Annotated in this window: 23 protein-coding genes; all 23 read right to left on the bottom strand. The window is 40.9% G+C overall.

Features of this window, described 5'->3' with window-relative positions; genetic code table 11:
* A complete protein-coding gene (locus tag OP489_RS11885) occupies nt 1–849 on the bottom strand; it encodes a phage tail domain-containing protein (RefSeq protein WP_266162200.1) in 849 nt (282 codons plus the stop codon).
* A gap of 3 nt (nt 850–852) precedes the next feature.
* The gene (locus OP489_RS11880) at nt 853–3,480 is read right to left on the bottom strand and encodes a phage tail tape measure protein (RefSeq protein WP_266162199.1); all 2,628 of its coding nucleotides are present in this window, start codon (nt 3,478–3,480) and stop codon (nt 853–855) included.
* A gap of 329 nt (nt 3,481–3,809) precedes the next feature.
* On the bottom strand, nt 3,810–4,112 hold the full coding sequence (locus OP489_RS11875) for a hypothetical protein (RefSeq protein ID WP_266162197.1): 303 nt from the start codon (nt 4,110–4,112) through the stop codon (nt 3,810–3,812).
* A gap of 4 nt (nt 4,113–4,116) precedes the next feature.
* Complete coding sequence (locus OP489_RS11870; RefSeq protein ID WP_266162196.1) at nt 4,117–4,947, bottom strand: hypothetical protein; 831 nt, start codon at nt 4,945–4,947, stop codon at nt 4,117–4,119.
* Between the two features lie 4 nt (nt 4,948–4,951).
* Nucleotides 4,952–5,263, bottom strand: coding sequence for a hypothetical protein (locus OP489_RS11865; RefSeq protein ID WP_266162195.1), 312 nt, complete (start codon nt 5,261–5,263; stop codon nt 4,952–4,954).
* The gene (locus OP489_RS11860) at nt 5,253–5,648 is read right to left on the bottom strand and encodes an HK97 gp10 family phage protein (RefSeq protein ID WP_266162194.1); all 396 of its coding nucleotides are present in this window, start codon (nt 5,646–5,648) and stop codon (nt 5,253–5,255) included. Before OP489_RS11860 ends, OP489_RS11865 begins: the two co-directional genes overlap by 11 nt.
* Complete coding sequence (locus OP489_RS11855) at nt 5,645–5,866, bottom strand: hypothetical protein (protein ID WP_266162193.1); 222 nt, start codon at nt 5,864–5,866, stop codon at nt 5,645–5,647. Before OP489_RS11855 ends, OP489_RS11860 begins: the two co-directional genes overlap by 4 nt.
* Nucleotides 5,867–6,000: 134 nt before the next feature.
* On the bottom strand, nt 6,001–6,282 hold the full coding sequence (locus OP489_RS11850) for a head-tail connector protein (protein ID WP_266162192.1): 282 nt from the start codon (nt 6,280–6,282) through the stop codon (nt 6,001–6,003).
* 11 nt (nt 6,283–6,293) lie between these two features.
* Complete coding sequence (locus OP489_RS11845) at nt 6,294–7,511, bottom strand: phage major capsid protein (RefSeq protein WP_266162191.1); 1,218 nt, start codon at nt 7,509–7,511, stop codon at nt 6,294–6,296.
* Nucleotides 7,512–8,180, bottom strand: a complete 669-nt coding sequence (locus tag OP489_RS11840; protein ID WP_266162190.1) for a head maturation protease, ClpP-related — start codon at nt 8,178–8,180, stop codon at nt 7,512–7,514.
* 14 nt (nt 8,181–8,194) lie between these two features.
* Nucleotides 8,195–9,361 carry a phage portal protein gene (locus OP489_RS11835; protein WP_266162189.1) on the bottom strand — a complete coding sequence of 389 codons (1,167 nt, stop codon included), beginning with the start codon at nt 9,359–9,361 and terminating at the stop codon, nt 8,195–8,197.
* 12 nt (nt 9,362–9,373) lie between these two features.
* Entirely contained in the window at nt 9,374–10,996 is a 1,623-nt protein-coding gene (locus OP489_RS11830; protein ID WP_416232453.1) for a terminase large subunit, read from the bottom strand.
* A gap of 26 nt (nt 10,997–11,022) precedes the next feature.
* Complete coding sequence (locus OP489_RS11825) at nt 11,023–11,409, bottom strand: hypothetical protein (protein WP_266162187.1); 387 nt, start codon at nt 11,407–11,409, stop codon at nt 11,023–11,025.
* Nucleotides 11,410–11,508: 99 nt separating this feature from the next.
* Nucleotides 11,509–12,252 (bottom strand): HNH endonuclease, encoded by a 744-nt coding sequence (locus OP489_RS11820; protein ID WP_266162186.1) that lies wholly within the window; start codon nt 12,250–12,252, stop codon nt 11,509–11,511.
* Nucleotides 12,253–13,153: 901 nt separating this feature from the next.
* Nucleotides 13,154–13,534, bottom strand: a complete 381-nt coding sequence (locus tag OP489_RS11815; RefSeq protein WP_266162185.1) for a hypothetical protein — start codon at nt 13,532–13,534, stop codon at nt 13,154–13,156.
* Nucleotides 13,524–13,694 (bottom strand): hypothetical protein, encoded by a 171-nt coding sequence (locus OP489_RS11810; RefSeq protein WP_266162184.1) that lies wholly within the window; start codon nt 13,692–13,694, stop codon nt 13,524–13,526. The genes OP489_RS11815 and OP489_RS11810 overlap by 11 nt, the downstream gene beginning before the upstream one ends.
* Nucleotides 13,687–14,337 carry a hypothetical protein gene (locus OP489_RS11805; protein ID WP_266162183.1) on the bottom strand — a complete coding sequence of 217 codons (651 nt, stop codon included), beginning with the start codon at nt 14,335–14,337 and terminating at the stop codon, nt 13,687–13,689. The genes OP489_RS11810 and OP489_RS11805 overlap by 8 nt, the downstream gene beginning before the upstream one ends.
* Nucleotides 14,334–14,708, bottom strand: coding sequence for a hypothetical protein (locus tag OP489_RS11800; protein ID WP_266162182.1), 375 nt, complete (start codon nt 14,706–14,708; stop codon nt 14,334–14,336). Before OP489_RS11800 ends, OP489_RS11805 begins: the two co-directional genes overlap by 4 nt.
* Nucleotides 14,701–15,624 carry an AAA family ATPase gene (locus tag OP489_RS11795; RefSeq protein ID WP_266162181.1) on the bottom strand — a complete coding sequence of 308 codons (924 nt, stop codon included), beginning with the start codon at nt 15,622–15,624 and terminating at the stop codon, nt 14,701–14,703. The genes OP489_RS11800 and OP489_RS11795 overlap by 8 nt, the downstream gene beginning before the upstream one ends.
* Before the next feature lie 11 nt (nt 15,625–15,635).
* Nucleotides 15,636–15,884 carry a hypothetical protein gene (locus OP489_RS11790; protein WP_266162180.1) on the bottom strand — a complete coding sequence of 83 codons (249 nt, stop codon included), beginning with the start codon at nt 15,882–15,884 and terminating at the stop codon, nt 15,636–15,638.
* A complete protein-coding gene (locus OP489_RS11785; RefSeq protein WP_266162179.1) occupies nt 15,865–16,236 on the bottom strand; it encodes a hypothetical protein in 372 nt (123 codons plus the stop codon). The genes OP489_RS11790 and OP489_RS11785 overlap by 20 nt, the downstream gene beginning before the upstream one ends.
* Nucleotides 16,233–16,388 (bottom strand): hypothetical protein, encoded by a 156-nt coding sequence (locus OP489_RS11780; protein ID WP_266162178.1) that lies wholly within the window; start codon nt 16,386–16,388, stop codon nt 16,233–16,235. The genes OP489_RS11785 and OP489_RS11780 overlap by 4 nt, the downstream gene beginning before the upstream one ends.
* Nucleotides 16,389–16,391: 3 nt before the next feature.
* The gene (locus tag OP489_RS11775) at nt 16,392–17,231 is read right to left on the bottom strand and encodes an ATP-binding protein (RefSeq protein WP_266162177.1); all 840 of its coding nucleotides are present in this window, start codon (nt 17,229–17,231) and stop codon (nt 16,392–16,394) included.

Raw genomic sequence — 17,231 nt, 5'->3', positions numbered from 1 at the left:
TTAAACCCCCCAGTATGCCTTCGTGTGCAGGATTGATACGCTTAAACTGTCTATGCCACTATCCGCATCATACCTAAATAAATTGTCACCCTGGTAAGCTTGAAGCCATACGGGGGGATACGCCATAAGGTTATTTATGTTTGTCGTCACGCCTCCGCTGACAAGCCGAACACGCTTATTCCCGGTTGCTGTCGTTACGATAACCGTATCACCACTATGTATTGTTATATTGATTTGCATTTTGTTATGTCGGTTCACGTCGTACAGCGACGGATTCACAACCGTTCCCGTCGCGGTAAATTTGATTGTCAAACCCTGTGTAACATTGCTGTCATTTGCAACATTTCCGATCAGGGTATTAATCTTTTTTGCAATATAAAACGGTTCATGAATATGTAGCGGGAACTTGACGCAGCCTTTCCATACCGCAAGTGCGGTGATGCTTTCCGTTAAATCATAGAATTTCGGGTCGGGGCAAATAAGCGATATTGTTGCGGACCTTGTGGCTCCGCTTTCTACTATGTCAATTTTCTCAACATAATAATTTGCCTTTCGCCCCGTGTCGCCATCATAATGATAGACTGTACCCAGTGCGCGCGGCTGGAAAAAACTATGAAGCTTTTCTCGCTGTGCCACAAAGTCACGCATGATTTCAACCGTAATAACGGGATTACGCTTTTGCGCCGTAGCACTGTTGTATGTTTCTCCGTCCTGCCCACTATTCTTTGATGTATTCACTAAATAGTCAGAATCCGAAAATCCATCCGTCGCAACAAGGCATATCGGGTCTCCGCCGTAAGAAAACGCCATTTGAAGCCCCTGTTCATTTTCACATACAATCCTAATCATTTGTTACCTCACTGCTAAAAGAAATTTCCGTGTGGCGTTGCGTGTCTGCCGTGCGGTTTCTGACGGTGATAATGCTTCGGGACTGTAGTTGTTTACGGTCTGCTTAAAAACTGTTCTCGCGCCAGTTTGGACCTGGTTCCCAGTCGTTCCAATTTGCGCCCTTCCCGCCGATTCCGCCGCCGTTCCATAAGCCGCAGACAATGCTGTGCTTATTTGTATGCTTGTAAGGCTGAAATCGGGTATAACGTTTTTTAGTGCGTTCGCAAGCTCTGCTGCAAGTTCCTTTATCCATTGCAGATTGTTTTCCAAAGGAACAACCGCTTCACGTCCTGATTCACCGATCATTGCTAGGGTTGCCTTGTCAACAATGCCGCCATTTGCAAGATAAGGAACCATTGGAATGTTAAACCCGAGGGTTGTACCGGCTCCAATCGGGGACCACGACGGAATATCAACATGAATAGAATCAATCGCACCGATCACAGAATTCAAGCCGGAAACAAAGAAGTTTATAAATCCTCTAAATCCATTCCCTATGGTGTCCCAAATATTTTGAAAGAAACCAGCTATTCCGCTCCATGCCGATTGAATCGCGTCTGCTGCAGCGCCAAATACTTGTCCGAACCAGTCACCGACCGCACCGAATACTCCGGTTATACCGTTCCAAATTCCCCCAAAGAACCCTGTTATACCGCCCCATGCGCCTTGAATAATATTAACGGCTCCGTTAAAAATGTCACCAAAGAACCCACCAACCGCACCGAATACTCCGGTTATTCCGTTCCAAATGCCACCAAAGAAGCCTATTACTCCACTCCACGCCGTTTGAATTGCATTCCACGCTGTAGAAAACATATTGCCAAACCACCCAGCAACTACGCTGAATATATTGACAATTCCGTTCCAGATGCCACCGAAGAAGCCGGTAATTCCGCCCCAAGCGGTTTGAACAGCCTGTGCAGCAGCAGAAAAAACAGATTGGAACCATGCGCCAATGGGTGCAAATGTTTGTTGTATTCCACTCCATAAATCAGAAAAGAATTTTCCTATTTGCTCCCAGTGAGTTTTAATGGCAATAGCAGCGGCAATTATCCCAGTAATCGCAAGAATGACAAGCCCAACAGGTGACATCAAAAAGCCAATAGCACTTATTATTCCACCAATTAAAGACACTATTTTCCCACCTATAATTAGCAAAGGGGCTACTGCTGCGATAATCGCTACAATTTTTACAATCTGCTCTTTTTGTTCCGGACTCATGGCCTTTAGTTTATCGGTCAAGTCCTTGATGAACCCAATCACTTTATCTAATATAGGGGCTAGGGAATCGGAGATCACTTGTCCAAAATCGGCGAATGCAAGCTTCCCGTTGTTTAAAGCCGTTTTGATTTTGTCAACGCCATCTTCGGTACCGGAAAACGTATCTGATACTGTCCCCTTTGAAGATTCAATTACTTTCATAAAATCTTCATAACTAAATCTTCCTTGCTGAATTGCATCAACCATATCGGGGCCTGCTTTAGTTCCAAATATACTGATCGCTTTTTCTGCGGATATTGAGCCGTCTTGTATTCCTTTAACTGTTTTTTCAAATTCAGTTTTTGAATCTTTACCTGCTTTAGTCCAGTTTCCAATCGCTTTCTTCATGCCGGAAAAAGCGATTTCCGTATTGACTCCGGCTTTTTCCCATTGGCTGAATATTGCAATGCTCGACTGTGTATCAAATCCGAGTGCTCGCATAGGGGCGCCGTATTTTGTAATATCCTCTGTCAAAGAATCGATCGAAATCCCACTTGCTTGAGATGCAGCGGTAAGCTGGTCTAGTATCGTGTTATACTCGCTTGCTGGAATATTGGCGTCACCCATTGCGCGGGAAACTAATCTGACAGCATTATTTACATCAACACCATTAACTGATGCAAATTTTAAAAACTGTTCAGACGATTTTTCCAAAGTGTCACCAGTAAATCCAAATCTTGTATTTAATTCTCCAACTGCAATCCCGACTTTGTCCATGTCGACCGGCATTGACCCAAAAATATTTTTGGCAATACCCTGCAAGCCGTCTAAAGAGTCACCGGTTGCGCCTGTCTTTTTGACAATGGTGTCCATGCCTTCATCAACTTCATTAAACGACTTTACAGCCCCGGCAATCAGCCCAGTCGCCGTTGCAGAAACAGGTGTAAGCTTTTGTCCTACTCCTGTTATCTTATCTCCTACGCCTTTTACCTTGTCGCCGGCAACTTGAAATTGTTGTCCTACTACACTACCAAAATCTTTATGCTGATCTTTTAAATCTTTGAGCTTAATTTTGGTTTCTTCGAGCTCTCTGTTGTATGCGCGGTACTTTTCTTCTCCTAAATCTCCATTTTTAAACTGCTGTTCAACCTGCCCTTGAACGTCCTTTAAGGTTTTTAGCTTTTCAGACGTCGCCTGAATATCTTCTTTTAAGATTTTAGATTTTTGTGAAAGCAGTTCTGTGTTGGAAGGGTCAAGCTTTAACTGCTTTTGGACTTCTTTAAGTTCCGATTGCAGACTTTTAGAAGTTTTATTTACATCTTTTAAGGCCGTGTCAAGTTTTGTAGTATCGCCGCCAATTTCAACGGTAATACCTTTGATATTGTTTGCCATTTTTGCCCTCCTTTCTTATGACATAAAAAATGCACCCTCCCAAAATGGAAGAGTGCATGACGACTATTTTCTCGCTAATTCTCTTAGTGCTTTTCTATCGGGTTCCGTCTGATTACGCGCCCAGCATTCATCAAGCCAGTCCTGGCCTTTTTCGGTCCGCATAGCGTAATGTATGACAGCGTCCCTAAAATAAATCCAATATACAAAGACATTAAGATTGTCTATTTGATGAAAATTAAGTCCTGTATATCGGTATACTATTTTTTCGCCGGACAGTTCCGGCAAATAATGCCCCTCCGGGCTTTCATCATCCGGGCAAGACGGAGGGGCTAACTCTTTTTTGTGTCTGCCACCCACTGGAAATAGGCTGTAAGCAACCCGGATAATTCATCAAAATTCATTTCTTCGATATATTCATCCGGTACAACAAATTTGCTTTTGTTATTGCTCAACATTTTTTTAACTGCTTCCTGCATGTCTGAAATATCGTTTTTGCAAGCTACGATTTCACGCAGGGCTTTCAGTTTTGGAGGGAAAATTTCAAGTTCGGTCGCGTGATCGTTTCCGTCTTCATCTTTACAATGCAGCTTTACCGCAAATGTTCTTTTTGTAACGCTTAAAATATCATACATTTTATTACACCTTCGCAACTACTGTCGCAACGCTAGCCTTAACTGCCTTATTGGTAGAGTCAACCTCTGCCACCGTGATAATGCTGCCGGTCGTTGCCGTGATTGCGCTGGTACCGTCCCATGTACTCCAAGCGCTCAAATCGTCGCCAACGTTCGGGATATAAGCCCCAAGTTTATAGCGATATGTATTGCCGCTGCCTTTAGACGGGGTCACGGTCAAGGCGGTTGTTCCCGATACTGTACCAGCTGTAGAAGACACGGACAATCCGCTTGCCGCTGCAGCCGAGCCAGGTAATTCCTCATCAAGTAAAATCTGTGTGCCTTCGCTGTCGAGAGACTGAGACTGTACCTCAACGTCCATGTTTCCGGAAGAATCCGGCTTAAAGTCAAGTTTAAATCCGCTGGTGTTAGTGCCTACAATGGTTACACGCAAATCTCCGTACTCTGCATCATTATGTACAAGACGGAATAGATAGGGGCTGTTGTCTGCAAAACCAATGCCACCAATTTTAATAATGTTATGGCCGGGTTTGCTGGTAGTGTCAACTCGTGCAGTCGGAGAAAACTTAGCAAAATCCTGTTTGCTCCAAGAAATGAGTGAAAATTTTGTAGTCGTTTCCTCTGCCGTTACCACTGTTCGGGTTGTCATTCCAAAATCATCTTTAAAAGTCTTTACGGTTGGCTTGTATGTGACTTCTGCGCCTTTTTCAACGTAACCAAGTTTATTGGTTTCGGTTTCAATTTCGGAATCTTCCGGAATCGTGTTATTTAAAAATTTAGCGCAATAAACATGACAAGAACCGACCGGGATATGTTTATTTTTTGCTTCTGGCATTTTATCAAATCCTTTCTAATAGGTCAAAATTGTAAATTGTCTCGAACACGGATTCTTCTGTAACCCATATTCGCTCTTTTGAATATTTGATATTTTCGTCACCAAATAGATTTTCAAGAGCTTTGTTGTCGTCCGTTGTTTTGGAATATCGCTCTACCGTTAACCCGTGATTTACCAAATCGTTTTTTAAGTCTGCACCTTCGTTTTGTGACTTGTCCAAAAAGCAAATATAGGGTAGAGGGGGGCAATCGTCGGGAACAAAGCATGTATCTGCCACTGGTTCACCGGCTTGTTCCAGCCATTCTTTAATGTCCATTCTTAATCAGCTCCGAAACATCTTCTTCTAGTTCTTCATTGGCGGATTGTTCATTTTGCTTTATATGGGGGATTGCTCTTGTACGCCCTCCGTTAACGGTTGCATGTCCGTTTTCCAAAAGGTAAGTCAAGCTAGGTTGCTTTGAGTTGTACACTGTACAGACAGTTCTTAATGGACTATCTTCCGTTTTCTTTACTTTCCAGCCTTTTTTATACTTTTCTCCGCTTGATTTTCTGGCTGGAGAGTCATTCTTTATGTTTTCACAGCATTTTTTAGCGACTTTATTCACCAACTTTTTAGTTCCATCAATCACTACGTCGGAATATGCGTTCAGTTCTGCAGAAATTGCTGATTCTAAATCATCTATTTTTATAAGATCGCTCATTTTTGCTCACCTTTTTTCTTCGATAAGTACAATTCGATATTGTCCCTGTCAAGATAGGTGCGGTATACTGTGTACCTTACAGCTTCCGTGCTTCTTCCTCCGGAATAGTCGAGTATTGTTTCCCCTCCATAATCTTCTGCCCTTATAATCGCCCGTGCAGACGCCTTAATGCCGTTCTGCCGAGCGTTGCTATCCTCGTTTCCGTATATACTAGTCATGTCGCAAAACACCGTTCTACTGGATTCAGACGGATTTCCGTCTGTGTACACGCGCTTTACGAGAGAGATAACATCTGAAAAGTACATAAAATCACCCGAACGCCCGTATAGCCTTGATAGCACAGCTTTTTAGGTTAACTTGTGCTGTTATAATCTCCGGATAATGAAAGAGACGCCTTCAAATGCTCATAAGCTTGTGAGAATTTTTCAGCGTCTTTGTCATATCCAAATTGAGATTTACAGTACAGTTTGATAGCCTGTTGAATCAAAAAATCTTCCGTGTCAATCCTATTGACTCCGGAATTTTGTAAATCAATGATGCAAGCGCTCATTGTCTGCAAAATTTCATCATCTAATGAGTTAGATGTGATTCGGAGCCAATTTCTGGCAGACGGCAATAAACTAGTCGCCATCATAAGCGATCACCTCATGCGGATTTCTTAACGATTGTTACCAGTGAATCATTAATCACGGATTTACCGTCGCAAATTTCAATCGCTTTGATAACGGTATCGTCAGTGTCGTTGTCCTCATATTTCTTAGTCATCATTCCAACGCCGGAATTGAAAATATAATCTTCGAACCGGTAAAGGAAAGCAACAATCGTATCGGAAGTTACGGTCGCCGCAAAACTGCTCATGTAATCAGGGTTAACCAAAACTACGTTTCTTCCGAAAATGGAATATTCGGGTTTTCCGTTAATCCCCATGTTCACACGGGCGATTGGCTGATCGTTTTTATCGGTCATTCCGGCAATCTGACTCATAAATGTGGATTTTGTCATGCACCATACAGCGGAATCATAGTTTTCGGCTGCTTCTGCGTTGCACAAGTCTTTGTATGTAATAGCAGTGGCAGCGGCTGTAATATCTACATTTCCTGCAGGGGTTTCTTTCAAAATTCCTTTCGGCTGTCCGGAACCGGAACCGTTAATAATAGCCGTTTCCTTTGCCTTTACCATTGCGTCGGATACATTCTGCACAAACTGCGTTTCAAAGAACGGGTAAGCCATGTTTTCGACTTCGTAATCCATTGAAATAGCACAGCGAAGTTTGTAATAGGAAAAAACAATGTTGCCAATAGTCTTTTTCTGCTTGTCCGAGCTTGCGCCTTCTGCAACCCAGGTCGCAGTTGGCTTTACGGAGGAAATTGGGACGATAACGCCGCCTTTATAGCTTGTCTTTGTTACAAGCGGCAAAACCATTCCGAGAGTTTCCATCTTCTCATAGATCTTCTGGACGGTCGTTGTTGGAATAGCAACACCAGCATCTGCGGTTTTAGTTACTGTATCAACGTTTTGAAACTTTTTTGGAATTTCCTTGCCGCTGATTACATAATTCATAAAAGCCTTTTTGTATTCGGCGCTGTCCAAAACGTCGTTTTCCTTTGCATCACCATTGATTTCAAAGTTTCCAATTACGTTTTCAGCATTTGAATTCAAGGCCTTATAGAATTCCGGGATTTTGTGGTTATCCTTCAATGCGTTAAGGTTTGCCAAAGCCTGTGCTTCATTGTCAAATTTAGCGTCCAAAGCTTCAACTTCTTTTGTTTTAGCGGCTGCATCTTCCAACTTCCCGGAAGTGATAAAGTTCTCTGCTTCGGAAATCAATTTGTTTCGATTTTCTAAGTATGCTTTTTTGTCCATTTAAATCACCTTTACCTTTAATAAATTAATTTTTGTGCGTAAAAAATCAGCGGGCTGTTCTGCCCGCTGATTCGCTAACTGTTTCTTTGTTTTTTCAATTACGGATTCTGGAATCATGTTGATTACGGAATTAACAAAAGGTTCTTGCTGGTTTTCAAACATGATATTATCAACCAATCCTAAATCTTTTGCTTGCTTTGCCGTCAACCACGTTTCCTCATCCATCATGTCAAGTACATCTTTTTCAGACATTCCGGTTTTTTCTACATATGCTGCTGCAATCGCTTTCCCGACTTGCTGTAATGTTTCACTTGCCTTGTCCATATCATGATAATCTCCATCTACCGAAGAGCTTACGTTATGAACCATAATCATAGCGACCGGGGACATATTGGATTTCCCAGCCATAGCGATTATTGATGCAGCAGAAGCGGCAATGGAATTAACGTTAATGTTTACTTGCTTCCCGCAATTTTTAAGTGCCGTATAGATTTCAGTCCCGGAAAACACGTTTCCTCCTCCGGAACTTATGTTTACATTCACCTGGTTGTCGGGGCTATTCTTTATTGCTTTTAAAACATCATTGGGACAAGTTGAATCTCTTCCTAAAAAGTCATAAACCGGTTTGTCGTCATTTGGAATAATTACGCCTTTTATTTCGATTTCCATTCTTTCACCTCCAATCAATTATTAATTGGGGCGGTATCAAGTCTACGGACCGGAGTATCTCCGCCATCAATAGGAGCCATGTTTATTACTGATCTCCATTCGTTTGGTGTCATTGCTCCTCTGTCTACCATTGCTTGCATAGCAAGCTTTGTCTGCATGGAAGCATATTGTAAATTGGACGCTTCAAAATAAATTCTGTTTCCAAATCCTCTTTGCTTCCTACTAAAGATTTTTCTCGTGTACTCTTCGCTAAGATTTCTTTCTGGTGGTTCAATTTCACTTTCAAAATACGCCGTCCATTCGTCCTCGTTATAATCACTTTGCACGATCTTTTTGTTTGTGTTGAAAAACGAATAAATCCGATCGACTGTTCTGTCCATCTGCGCGGCATTTGGAACATAGTTATTAGGCTGTATTTGCGTTGCATCTGTTTTAACATCAATAGCCGCAACCCCGGTTCCTTTTTCAGTTTCCAAAAAGTTATCTGCAAAATCTTTCGCTTGTGTTTTCAAATCTTCCGGGCGCATATTAGAAGTAAATTTTAAGAGCCACCTAACAACGGAAGAATTTTTGATTGCACTAACAATGCTTTTATCAATAGAGCTTATAACGTTCATTAACGGGATTAGAGCTAGGGCAGGAGAAGTTCCAAAAATATCATTTTCATAAAAATCCTGTCGCAAATGGATTACGTCAGAATATAAAAAAGTCGCTTGACGTCCGTTGCTAAACGTAAATCTAAGCGACAAATCCATATTTTGATTATAAATTGCTTCAACGCCGGTCGCATAAACCGGATATATTTCCATTGGTAATCCGTTATCGTCCCTAATAATCACGGCAAAAGCATTATTGTTAAGGCACAGTTGAGTGGCAAGCTTTTCTTGCATCATTTGACCGGTCATAAACGGATTAGGTTCTTCTAGCAGAAACCTAATGTTTACGTCAGGGTTAACCGCAATAACTTCTTTACTGTTTCCGTCAAACGTTTCTCGGATATGCTTTCCTACAAGCTTACCGATTGCTTTTACTTTTGGCCTTATACATGCCCGTATGATGTCGGATTGATATAAGGTTCCATCAAACTCAAAAAATCCATTTCCGCGATCCTCCATCATCTGGTATCTGGTTATGGTGGGCGATCGATTAAAAAAGTTCCTAAATCTTTTTATAAATCCCATTTTTTCACCTCGCTAAATTAAACTATCAAACTCTTCTTGCTTGTTTAGATATACAACATAAGAATCAAGCAAAGCCGCGGTTCCATCTATTCTATGGGTATGGTTTGCGCCTTTATCTGGTTGTATATTGTTGTTTATATCTGTTTTCGCGTATGTATTTGCTAGGCAGTATTTGTCAATAGGGTTGTTATTGTAAATAATGTTATGGGCTTGAAACTCTGCTTTTAGGTCTTTCATTGGCTGACTTAAAGTTTTCGTTCCTTGAATTACTTCGACCATAGTTGTTTTTCCGAATTCCTGTTGAAACAATAGTTTTAAACTATCGTCAATGTGCCAAGGGTCATATCCGATATACAGAGGGTAAATATCCTCCTTATCTCTCAATTCCAAAAACCAATCAAGGATAACTCGCTTATTTACCTTGTTCCCTTCGACAACTCTAAGCAGCCCTTGTGACGCCCAAATGTCATAAGGCGCGTCATCTTGACTGACTCGGTTTTTCATATCGTCGAGTTTCCTTTGTGGAATCCAATACATTTGCTTTATGTACAGCTTGTTATCTCCGCGCTTTTTGCAAATAGCCTTTGCAGCGTTTAGGTCTATGCTGTCAGCGCCATCAAAGCCTCCAATGCAATATCTAAACTTTTCTTTTTCACTGAATTTTTCTTCGTTATTCAGTTCTTCCCACTTTAGCCAAGCACTAGATTGATTTGCTATAAGGTTAAAATCTTTCACAAAAACAGTTGGCCTAAAATCCAAATCGTTTTTTGCTTTATTAACACAGTCAGACAAAAATTGTCTTTTCTTGATTGTACCAATTCCGGGGTTGGCCTTTATCCAGCATTTAGGGTCTAACCATTCTTCTTGCTTGTCCAGCTCATAGATAAGCGGGAGAAAATGTTCACTGTCTTTGATCTGTCCGCTGATTACTTTTGAAGCATAATCATATTGGCTATCAAAGATTCCATTTCTAACAAATCCATTAGTCGTGATGCACCATAACATTGGCTGACTTCTAGCACTCATTGACTGCTTCATCAAATCGTATATGTCACGATTTTTAATAGCTGCCAATTCGTCTATGATGATGCAATATCCATTCAGTCCATCAAGGCTATTTGTATTACTGGCAAGGGCTTTAATAAATCCTAAGTTTTCATGACAGTACAAATCCGAAATTCTTTTTTTGATATGCTTTCTCAAAAGAGGGGATTGCCTTATCATGTTCCAACATTCATTAAATCCTTTTGCTGCTTGATCTCTTGCAGTCGCAATAAAATAGCATTCCGGCGATCCTTCACCATCTGCCAAATTCATATATAGCGCGATCGTCGATAGCAATGTGGTTTTCCCGTTTTTTCGTCCGACAATATCTAATATTTCCTGGTATCTTCTCAAATCGTTATCGTCAACAAATCCATATGCCACCTGCAGCATTGATTTTTGAAACAATTCGAGTTTCAGTGACGAACCTAATTTGCCTTGTGATTGTTTACAGAAAGATTCGATAAACTCAATCGGGCGGTTCGCACGCTCTTCGTCAAAATGATATTTGTTAGGGCAAGCCAAATCGTTTAGGATATTTTCATACTCTCTCTTTATCTTTTCGCACGCTAAAATTTTACCGTCCAGCACAGCGGTTCCATACTCTTCTATGTAGTTCATTTATTTAGTTTGCAAAAGTCTTGCAATTCGTCCTTGTCAGAATTTTCAGGGGCTAATTCGCAAAGTTGCTTCATGATTGTGTTATACAATTTCTCTTTGCTGTCATGCGCATTACTGGCAGCAGATACTTTAATCCCATGCTGGTTTTCTCCGTTTTTATATCCTTCCACACAACCCTCTTCATCAATCTTTTTTTCCAAATCTTCAATCGTAGCGCGCAACCATGCTGCCCGATTGATAAGAGGAATTGCGACTCTAAGTTTTGGTGGGCTGGATTGTTCTTCTTTTTTTGTTTTGATTTTGAAGAGTCCACGGAGCCGGTCTATCTCGTCACAGATTCTTTCATCTTTTGTCATATCGTTTCTACTTTTCTTATTTGCCATCAGGTAACACCTCCTTGCAGTTTTTTTGCGCACTTAAGTCTTTGTTATTTTGCCAACGGTCTTTAGCACTTTAAAGCGTGAATATTTTAAGGGGGGGAGTCAAGGCTCATAGTCCTCAAACCATTTCTCAACTATTGCTAGCTCTAGCTGTTTGTCCTTCCTCTTGTCGTCATGTCTTGTCCTATCTTCACACTGTTGTTGACTTGCCTGTATGTATATAGGTTCAGCACTAAGTCTGTCTATTAGTTCATTGCGTTCCTTCTTCTTTGGTAACGTTGCTATAACCCAAACGTTGTGGCAGTCTATCATGCTGTCTCTGTTTGCTATCTTCTCGTATAAACAATCCCTAACAAAAAGGGAAGCATTAAGAAAGTTACTGTTGTTGTCAGTCTTTCCTAGTGCTTCCTGTATCTTGTCTAGGTCTATTACCATATCTGTATCGTCTTTGTGTTCTTCAACGTATGTGTTCTTCCCGGACGCAGGAGCGCCATAAACAACGTATACTCTCATTGGTTGCATCTGTCCCGATCTATCAAAGTAATATCCATTATGCAATATCGTTCTGTACGCCTTGTTCCTAAACCCCTTTAAGATAAGTTCCCTATGTACCTTGAAATGGCAGTCCCTGCATAGATATGTTAGGTTGTCCGGGTTTAATGTAACGTTTGTATCTTTGATATTCTTTGGGGTCAGTACAATCTTATGATGTAATTCCTCTCCCGGAAACTCATGGCACATCTCACACATACCGCCATCAATCTTTATCCTGTTTGCTACATATGTTTCTCTGCATGCTTTCCACGCATTGGAATTATAGAACCGCTTCGAGAATCTCTTAGCCACGGTATCTACCTACTAGCATTAGGTCAGATTTATGTTCAGCCTTTAACTGCTTTAGCTCTGATTCTTCCTCGGCGCTCCTGTCTGCTTTATGCTCTAGCGCCCTTATAAGCGTGCTTGTCCTGTACATACGTTGTAGGCTTATAGGACAATAAGGTAATGAACATGATGGTATACCTGTTTTATATTGGTTACTCTGTGGACAATGATCGCATGGTAGCATCATGCCACCTCCTAAGCATAATAAAAGACGCCCATTGCTGGACGCCTGTGGACTGCATTGGGACACATTGTGAAGAGGTGTTGCAGTCTCTGTTTGGTGTAGCATATGAGGAGCGACCTCATACCACATGTTTTGTGGTGCAATCACGCTGCTACATAATTTGTTGGTATTGTCCGCGGTCCAGTCAACCAACATTCGCAGCCCATAACGAATTCACTGCGTCTCCAAATTTTCAAGCCGGAATTTATAAGTCGCGTCCGGCAAGCGGCAGTTGTAGCGAATAGCAGGTGATGAGCCTGCCGGGTCACTGCTCATCTAGAATCGATCAGGAATTCCACAGTACCGCGAACGAATCGCTGTTGTCGCACTAGAATAACGCCATCTCTATTGTCAATGCCCTATGAATCAGTCTATCCGCATGAAATAGACGGTTTCGTTGCCCGTCATAACGTCCGACTTTCACGGAAGGAAGGTCTCCCCCCCAAGAACTAAGTACCCTGTACAAAATACTTAGTTCTTTGTCTCTTGACTTGTGTTAGCTTTGAGTTCGTGCGCTCTTACTAACATGAAATACCGGTTTTGCCCGGTACTCACAGTATTTATATACCGCCGACTGCTTTGCGGTAAAAAGGAAGTAAAACTAAAGGAAGTTAAGTATGTGGACTTATTCTCCACTTTCTATTATATAGGGACAAAAGGGGACAAATGGGGACACTTAAAAAATCTTTTTAAATATTTCTTATTTGAATCCATTGACCGTCCTGTCTCACAGGCTACCTTCGCCCAACTATGGCACTTCCGATAATGCAAATCTAGCAGATTTCTTGCCCGCACATCACCAATCGTGTCTATGTAGCTGTCTACCGCGTTTATTTTTTCCTGCAGCTCTCTAATCTCTTTGAGAGACTTATCATCACAGGCAACGCCATGCAGGGGAACCGGGTGAGATGTATAAGGGTACTCATCAGATGACGCGATCACCGTATCGGTAACGATCGTTTTTTCTAATACTTTAAGCCTTGCTTTCCATTCGTGATAATTTCGAAGGTCATCAATAGTCATTGTTTCCCTCCTTATTTCTCGCAGGAATCATCTTTGAAATTTCTGCTCTCGCTTCCATAATTCCATTTGCCATAATAGGCTCGTGCAGATCGCGGTTATAATGGTCTGCCAAATCGTCTAAGGCATCACATGCCGTTTGCTGATCGATCAACTCATTCATTTTGATTCACGCTTTCGTCTGATACAGGCTCATAAGTTTTTTTGAAGATATTGGGCTTGCAAGGATAGATTTCACCATTTACGTCTTTGATGATATAATCCCCTCGGCTTGCGTGCATAATGCCTTCTAAAGTTTTTATATCTGCACTTATGTCTCTTTCTCCACATGCCCCTGCGCGAACTTTATAAGAAATAGCGCCTTCATTAACCTTATTAAAAAACCACTCTGGCATTGGTTTTCTAAAGTCCAAACAAAAGGCTTCCACTTCAATAGGTTTGTTACGATACTTCATATTAAGCCAATCATTATTTTTGTTTCCGTCCATGCTAGCTCCACAATTAGGGCAATGCCCGGAACATATTTCATTACTTCCATCACTAAGCGCTGGCTTTTTGCAATTAGAGCAAACTGGCCATGAGTTTTTATCATATTCCCAGTGTGCATGAATTACAGGCTTGTACTCTCCATCTGCAATTTTGCGGAGATAGGAAGCAGCCAAGATATAGGTTTTAACTTTCTCTCTGGCTTCAAAATCAATCCCAAACATTGAAAAAATTTTCATTTCTTGATCTGCTTCTTCTTTTAGAGAATCTGAAAGTTCTTTTGGTGTGAGATCATCAATTTCAATATCTTCTTTTTTCATTTCTTTTCCTCCAATCTTTTTTTCAGCCTATTAAGCTTGTACCACTCAATTTTCTTCGTGCTTCCAAAAATCAATCTTAATTGCTCTAGCATGATCTGCACATCTGCCATTTCTTCTAAAACGTTACCTAAGGCTTTTTTGTCAGATAGCCGGCGATTTTTAATCAGCACTTTTATAAGCTCGCTCATTTCCTCAATAGCCATATCTTCCTGCATCTGTTTTCCATAAGTCAGAATGGCGTTTGCTTCGATCTCTTTGCGATCTTTTTTGCTGACCGGATTATAAACAGGTGGTGGCGGCGGTATGTAATAATCAGGTGGTGGAACACAGCGACTCAAACTATTCAATGTGCTTTTTCCTTCATCATTCATTGGTTTTACCAACTTTTTTAAAATCATTATTACTTTCTTTAATGATCTTATCTACAATTACAGATGTACATTTTTCAATAACAGTTGAAGCCGGTTCTGCTCTTTCAAAATTTGTTTTGCACCAGTTATCAATCCAATCAAAAGTATTAATTCCAACATTTTCAAAAAACTTTTTTGCAAGAATATTAATATCTGATAATTCCATTGGGACAACTTCATGCTTTATAGGAAATCTTCGTACTAATGCCGGGTCTAATCTGTCGTAACGATTTGTAGCCCCAACTACAACTACGTTGTTTGGAAGTCTGTCCATTTCCTGCATAAGTGCAATAACGATTCTGTTCATCTCTCCAATGTCGTTTTTTTGTCCTCTTGCCATTCCTATTGAATCTATTTCATCAAAACACAGCACACAGGGAGTCGTCCTTGCGTAATCAAATACTTTTGCAATATTTGATTGTGTACTTCCAAGATAAGAACTTACAATGCTAGAAAATCTCACATAAACAAATGGCAGATCTGTTTTATAAGCGATATATCTAGCAAGCATTGTCTTTCCACCGCCACTTTTCCCATAAAGCATTAATGCGGGAACATAAGATATTCCAAGCTCAGATAAACGTTTAGATGCTTTAAACGCTGAAATAACTAATTTTACCGTTTTTTCTTCTTCTGCCCTTAAAACAAAACGCTTTTCTGGAAAATTAGAAACATCTTCTGCAATAAGAAGTTCACGCAAATTATACGGAAGCTCAATCATATTTGATTTAGTTTCAAGCTTTCTGATCATGTTTGACTTAAATGTTTCATCTTGTTTAGATGAAATTCCATTTAAAATAATTTTTGCTTGTTGCTGGGATTTTTTTATATCTCCATCACAGATATATTTGATTAGAATTCTTTCTTTTTCATTCATGGCTTTCCTCCTTAAAGTTCATTTCCGTTTTGCAAATAAGCAAGCTGATATTGCTTCCTCTCAATTTCTGCCTGTTGAACATCAATCTTTCCAGCGCAATATTTCTCATAAATTTTTCTAACGCCCCAAATGTATTTTTTCTGGTTGGGTGAAAACTCTGAAATATTAGCGCTATAGCTTTTTGCTACCGCGTTCAACCGTTTTGCTACTTCGTTCGGGCTATTGGGGTCTGGTGGCAATTCAGCTTTCTTTGCTTTCAACGATTTCCACCTCCACGCGCGGATTATTTGGGTCAACCAAAAACCGATCTGAAAACCCGACTATGTTTTTCCAGCCGTCATTTTCAAGAATTCCGCATTTTACAAATGAATCTTGAACAAATTTTCGTGCAAACGATATGTTATCCTTGTCACGCTTTCGATTTCTTTCAACCCATGTGTACCGCATGAAAACGGGTTTATCAAAATGCGCCCTATGGTGCTGCGATCTAGCGATCAGCATGATCGTGTGTTCCGTTTGCTTTTTCATTTTTGCAGCACATTGTCTGTGATAGCGTTCTTCATTTATGTATTCGTTCAGCCCCGGGAGCGTACCGGGAATTACAAAGGTCATATTGCTTCACCTTCTCTTATCATGGCCTTGATGTCATCAAGGTAATAAGGCTTTAAACGCTCGCCATTATCATCACCATATCGACTAATTATGTACGATAGCTTTCTTTTCGCTAATTTTTCGATTCTTAGCTCGTTTTCTCCTTTACCCATGAATTACACTCCTAAAATTTTCTTTGCTTCTGCGGCTTTCTGGTATGCTTTAACGCCACGTCTGCTATTTCCTTCGAATTTGAGCATTACAGGGCAAGCTTCCATTATCCGATCGTAAATTCGCTTATGTGCCAAATCCGCAGGGTGAATCAATTCTGCTGCTGATAAATTGGTGGTGACGATCATTGGTTTACCGGAACGCACGCGGGCATCAATCACGTTATATATTTGCTCCATGCTATAATCGCTATTTCGCTCAACACCAAGATCATCAATCACCAGCAGGGAAAAGGACTGCAGCTTTGCGATCGCGCCCTTGTCCTTAAAAATCAATGACAGGAGGTCGGGGAAATTTGTGATCGAAGCAGGAATACATTTTGCTAGCAAATAATTCGCAACGCATGCGGCATAAAAGGTTTTCCCGGTTCCGACGTCCCCATATAGCAACAACCCAATATTCTTTTTTTCAATCTCGCTGAATTTACTAGCATACCGCCGGCAAATCACAGAATTCTTTGATTTTGGGCTGTCGTCATTTTCAAAGCTGCAGGATAGATACTTGCTATCTGTGATTCCTTCTCGCTTCAACCGATCAACCCGCATTTCAAAATCCGTCTTTTTAAGGTTCTCCTGATCGGATTGATATTGTTCTTTTTGGCATTTGCACAAAACCGGAAGAATCTTTTTATTGCCTGTCCACGGTATGGCGTATTCTTTTTCTTTTGGCGTTTTGCATTTGCCACAATATAGAATTCCGTCAACCCTGTAATCGCCCTCAGCCTCCGGATAAGCTGATCGCTGTCTTTCTGCTATTCCGTCGATAGCTTTCAAAATGTCGTCCAA

It is taken from the genome of Caproicibacterium sp. BJN0003 (assembly GCF_026314295.1).
Taxonomy (GTDB): Bacteria; Bacillota; Clostridia; order Oscillospirales; family Acutalibacteraceae; genus Caproicibacterium.
The sequence above is the reverse complement of the archived record's forward strand: the minus strand, read 5'-3'. Positions and strand labels throughout refer to the sequence as shown.

Excerpts from the sequence above, each read along its gene's own strand:
- OP489_RS11885 (WP_266162200.1), bottom strand. The coding sequence starts at position 849 with ATGATTAGGATTGTATGTGAAAATGAACAGGGGCTTCAAATGGCGTTT.
- OP489_RS11880 (WP_266162199.1), bottom strand. The coding sequence starts at position 3,480 with ATGGCAAACAATATCAAAGGTATTACCGTTGAAATTGGCGGCGATACT.
- OP489_RS11875 (WP_266162197.1), bottom strand. The coding sequence starts at position 4,112 with ATGTATGATATTTTAAGCGTTACAAAAAGAACATTTGCGGTAAAGCTG.
- OP489_RS11870 (WP_266162196.1), bottom strand. The coding sequence starts at position 4,947 with ATGCCAGAAGCAAAAAATAAACATATCCCGGTCGGTTCTTGTCATGTT.
- OP489_RS11865 (WP_266162195.1), bottom strand. The coding sequence starts at position 5,263 with ATGGACATTAAAGAATGGCTGGAACAAGCCGGTGAACCAGTGGCAGAT.
- OP489_RS11860 (WP_266162194.1), bottom strand. The coding sequence starts at position 5,648 with ATGAGCGATCTTATAAAAATAGATGATTTAGAATCAGCAATTTCTGCA.
- OP489_RS11855 (WP_266162193.1), bottom strand. The coding sequence starts at position 5,866 with ATGACTAGTATATACGGAAACGAGGATAGCAACGCTCGGCAGAACGGC.
- OP489_RS11850 (WP_266162192.1), bottom strand. The coding sequence starts at position 6,282 with ATGATGGCGACTAGTTTATTGCCGTCTGCCAGAAATTGGCTCCGAATC.
- OP489_RS11845 (WP_266162191.1), bottom strand. The coding sequence starts at position 7,511 with ATGGACAAAAAAGCATACTTAGAAAATCGAAACAAATTGATTTCCGAA.
- OP489_RS11840 (WP_266162190.1), bottom strand. The coding sequence starts at position 8,180 with ATGGAAATCGAAATAAAAGGCGTAATTATTCCAAATGACGACAAACCG.
- OP489_RS11835 (WP_266162189.1), bottom strand. The coding sequence starts at position 9,361 with ATGGGATTTATAAAAAGATTTAGGAACTTTTTTAATCGATCGCCCACC.
- OP489_RS11825 (WP_266162187.1), bottom strand. The coding sequence starts at position 11,409 with ATGGCAAATAAGAAAAGTAGAAACGATATGACAAAAGATGAAAGAATC.
- OP489_RS11815 (WP_266162185.1), bottom strand. The coding sequence starts at position 13,534 with ATGACTATTGATGACCTTCGAAATTATCACGAATGGAAAGCAAGGCTT.
- OP489_RS11810 (WP_266162184.1), bottom strand. The coding sequence starts at position 13,694 with ATGAATGAGTTGATCGATCAGCAAACGGCATGTGATGCCTTAGACGAT.
- OP489_RS11805 (WP_266162183.1), bottom strand. The coding sequence starts at position 14,337 with ATGAAAAAAGAAGATATTGAAATTGATGATCTCACACCAAAAGAACTT.
- OP489_RS11800 (WP_266162182.1), bottom strand. The coding sequence starts at position 14,708 with ATGAATGATGAAGGAAAAAGCACATTGAATAGTTTGAGTCGCTGTGTT.
- OP489_RS11795 (WP_266162181.1), bottom strand. The coding sequence starts at position 15,624 with ATGAATGAAAAAGAAAGAATTCTAATCAAATATATCTGTGATGGAGAT.
- OP489_RS11785 (WP_266162179.1), bottom strand. The coding sequence starts at position 16,236 with ATGACCTTTGTAATTCCCGGTACGCTCCCGGGGCTGAACGAATACATA.
- OP489_RS11780 (WP_266162178.1), bottom strand. The coding sequence starts at position 16,388 with ATGGGTAAAGGAGAAAACGAGCTAAGAATCGAAAAATTAGCGAAAAGA.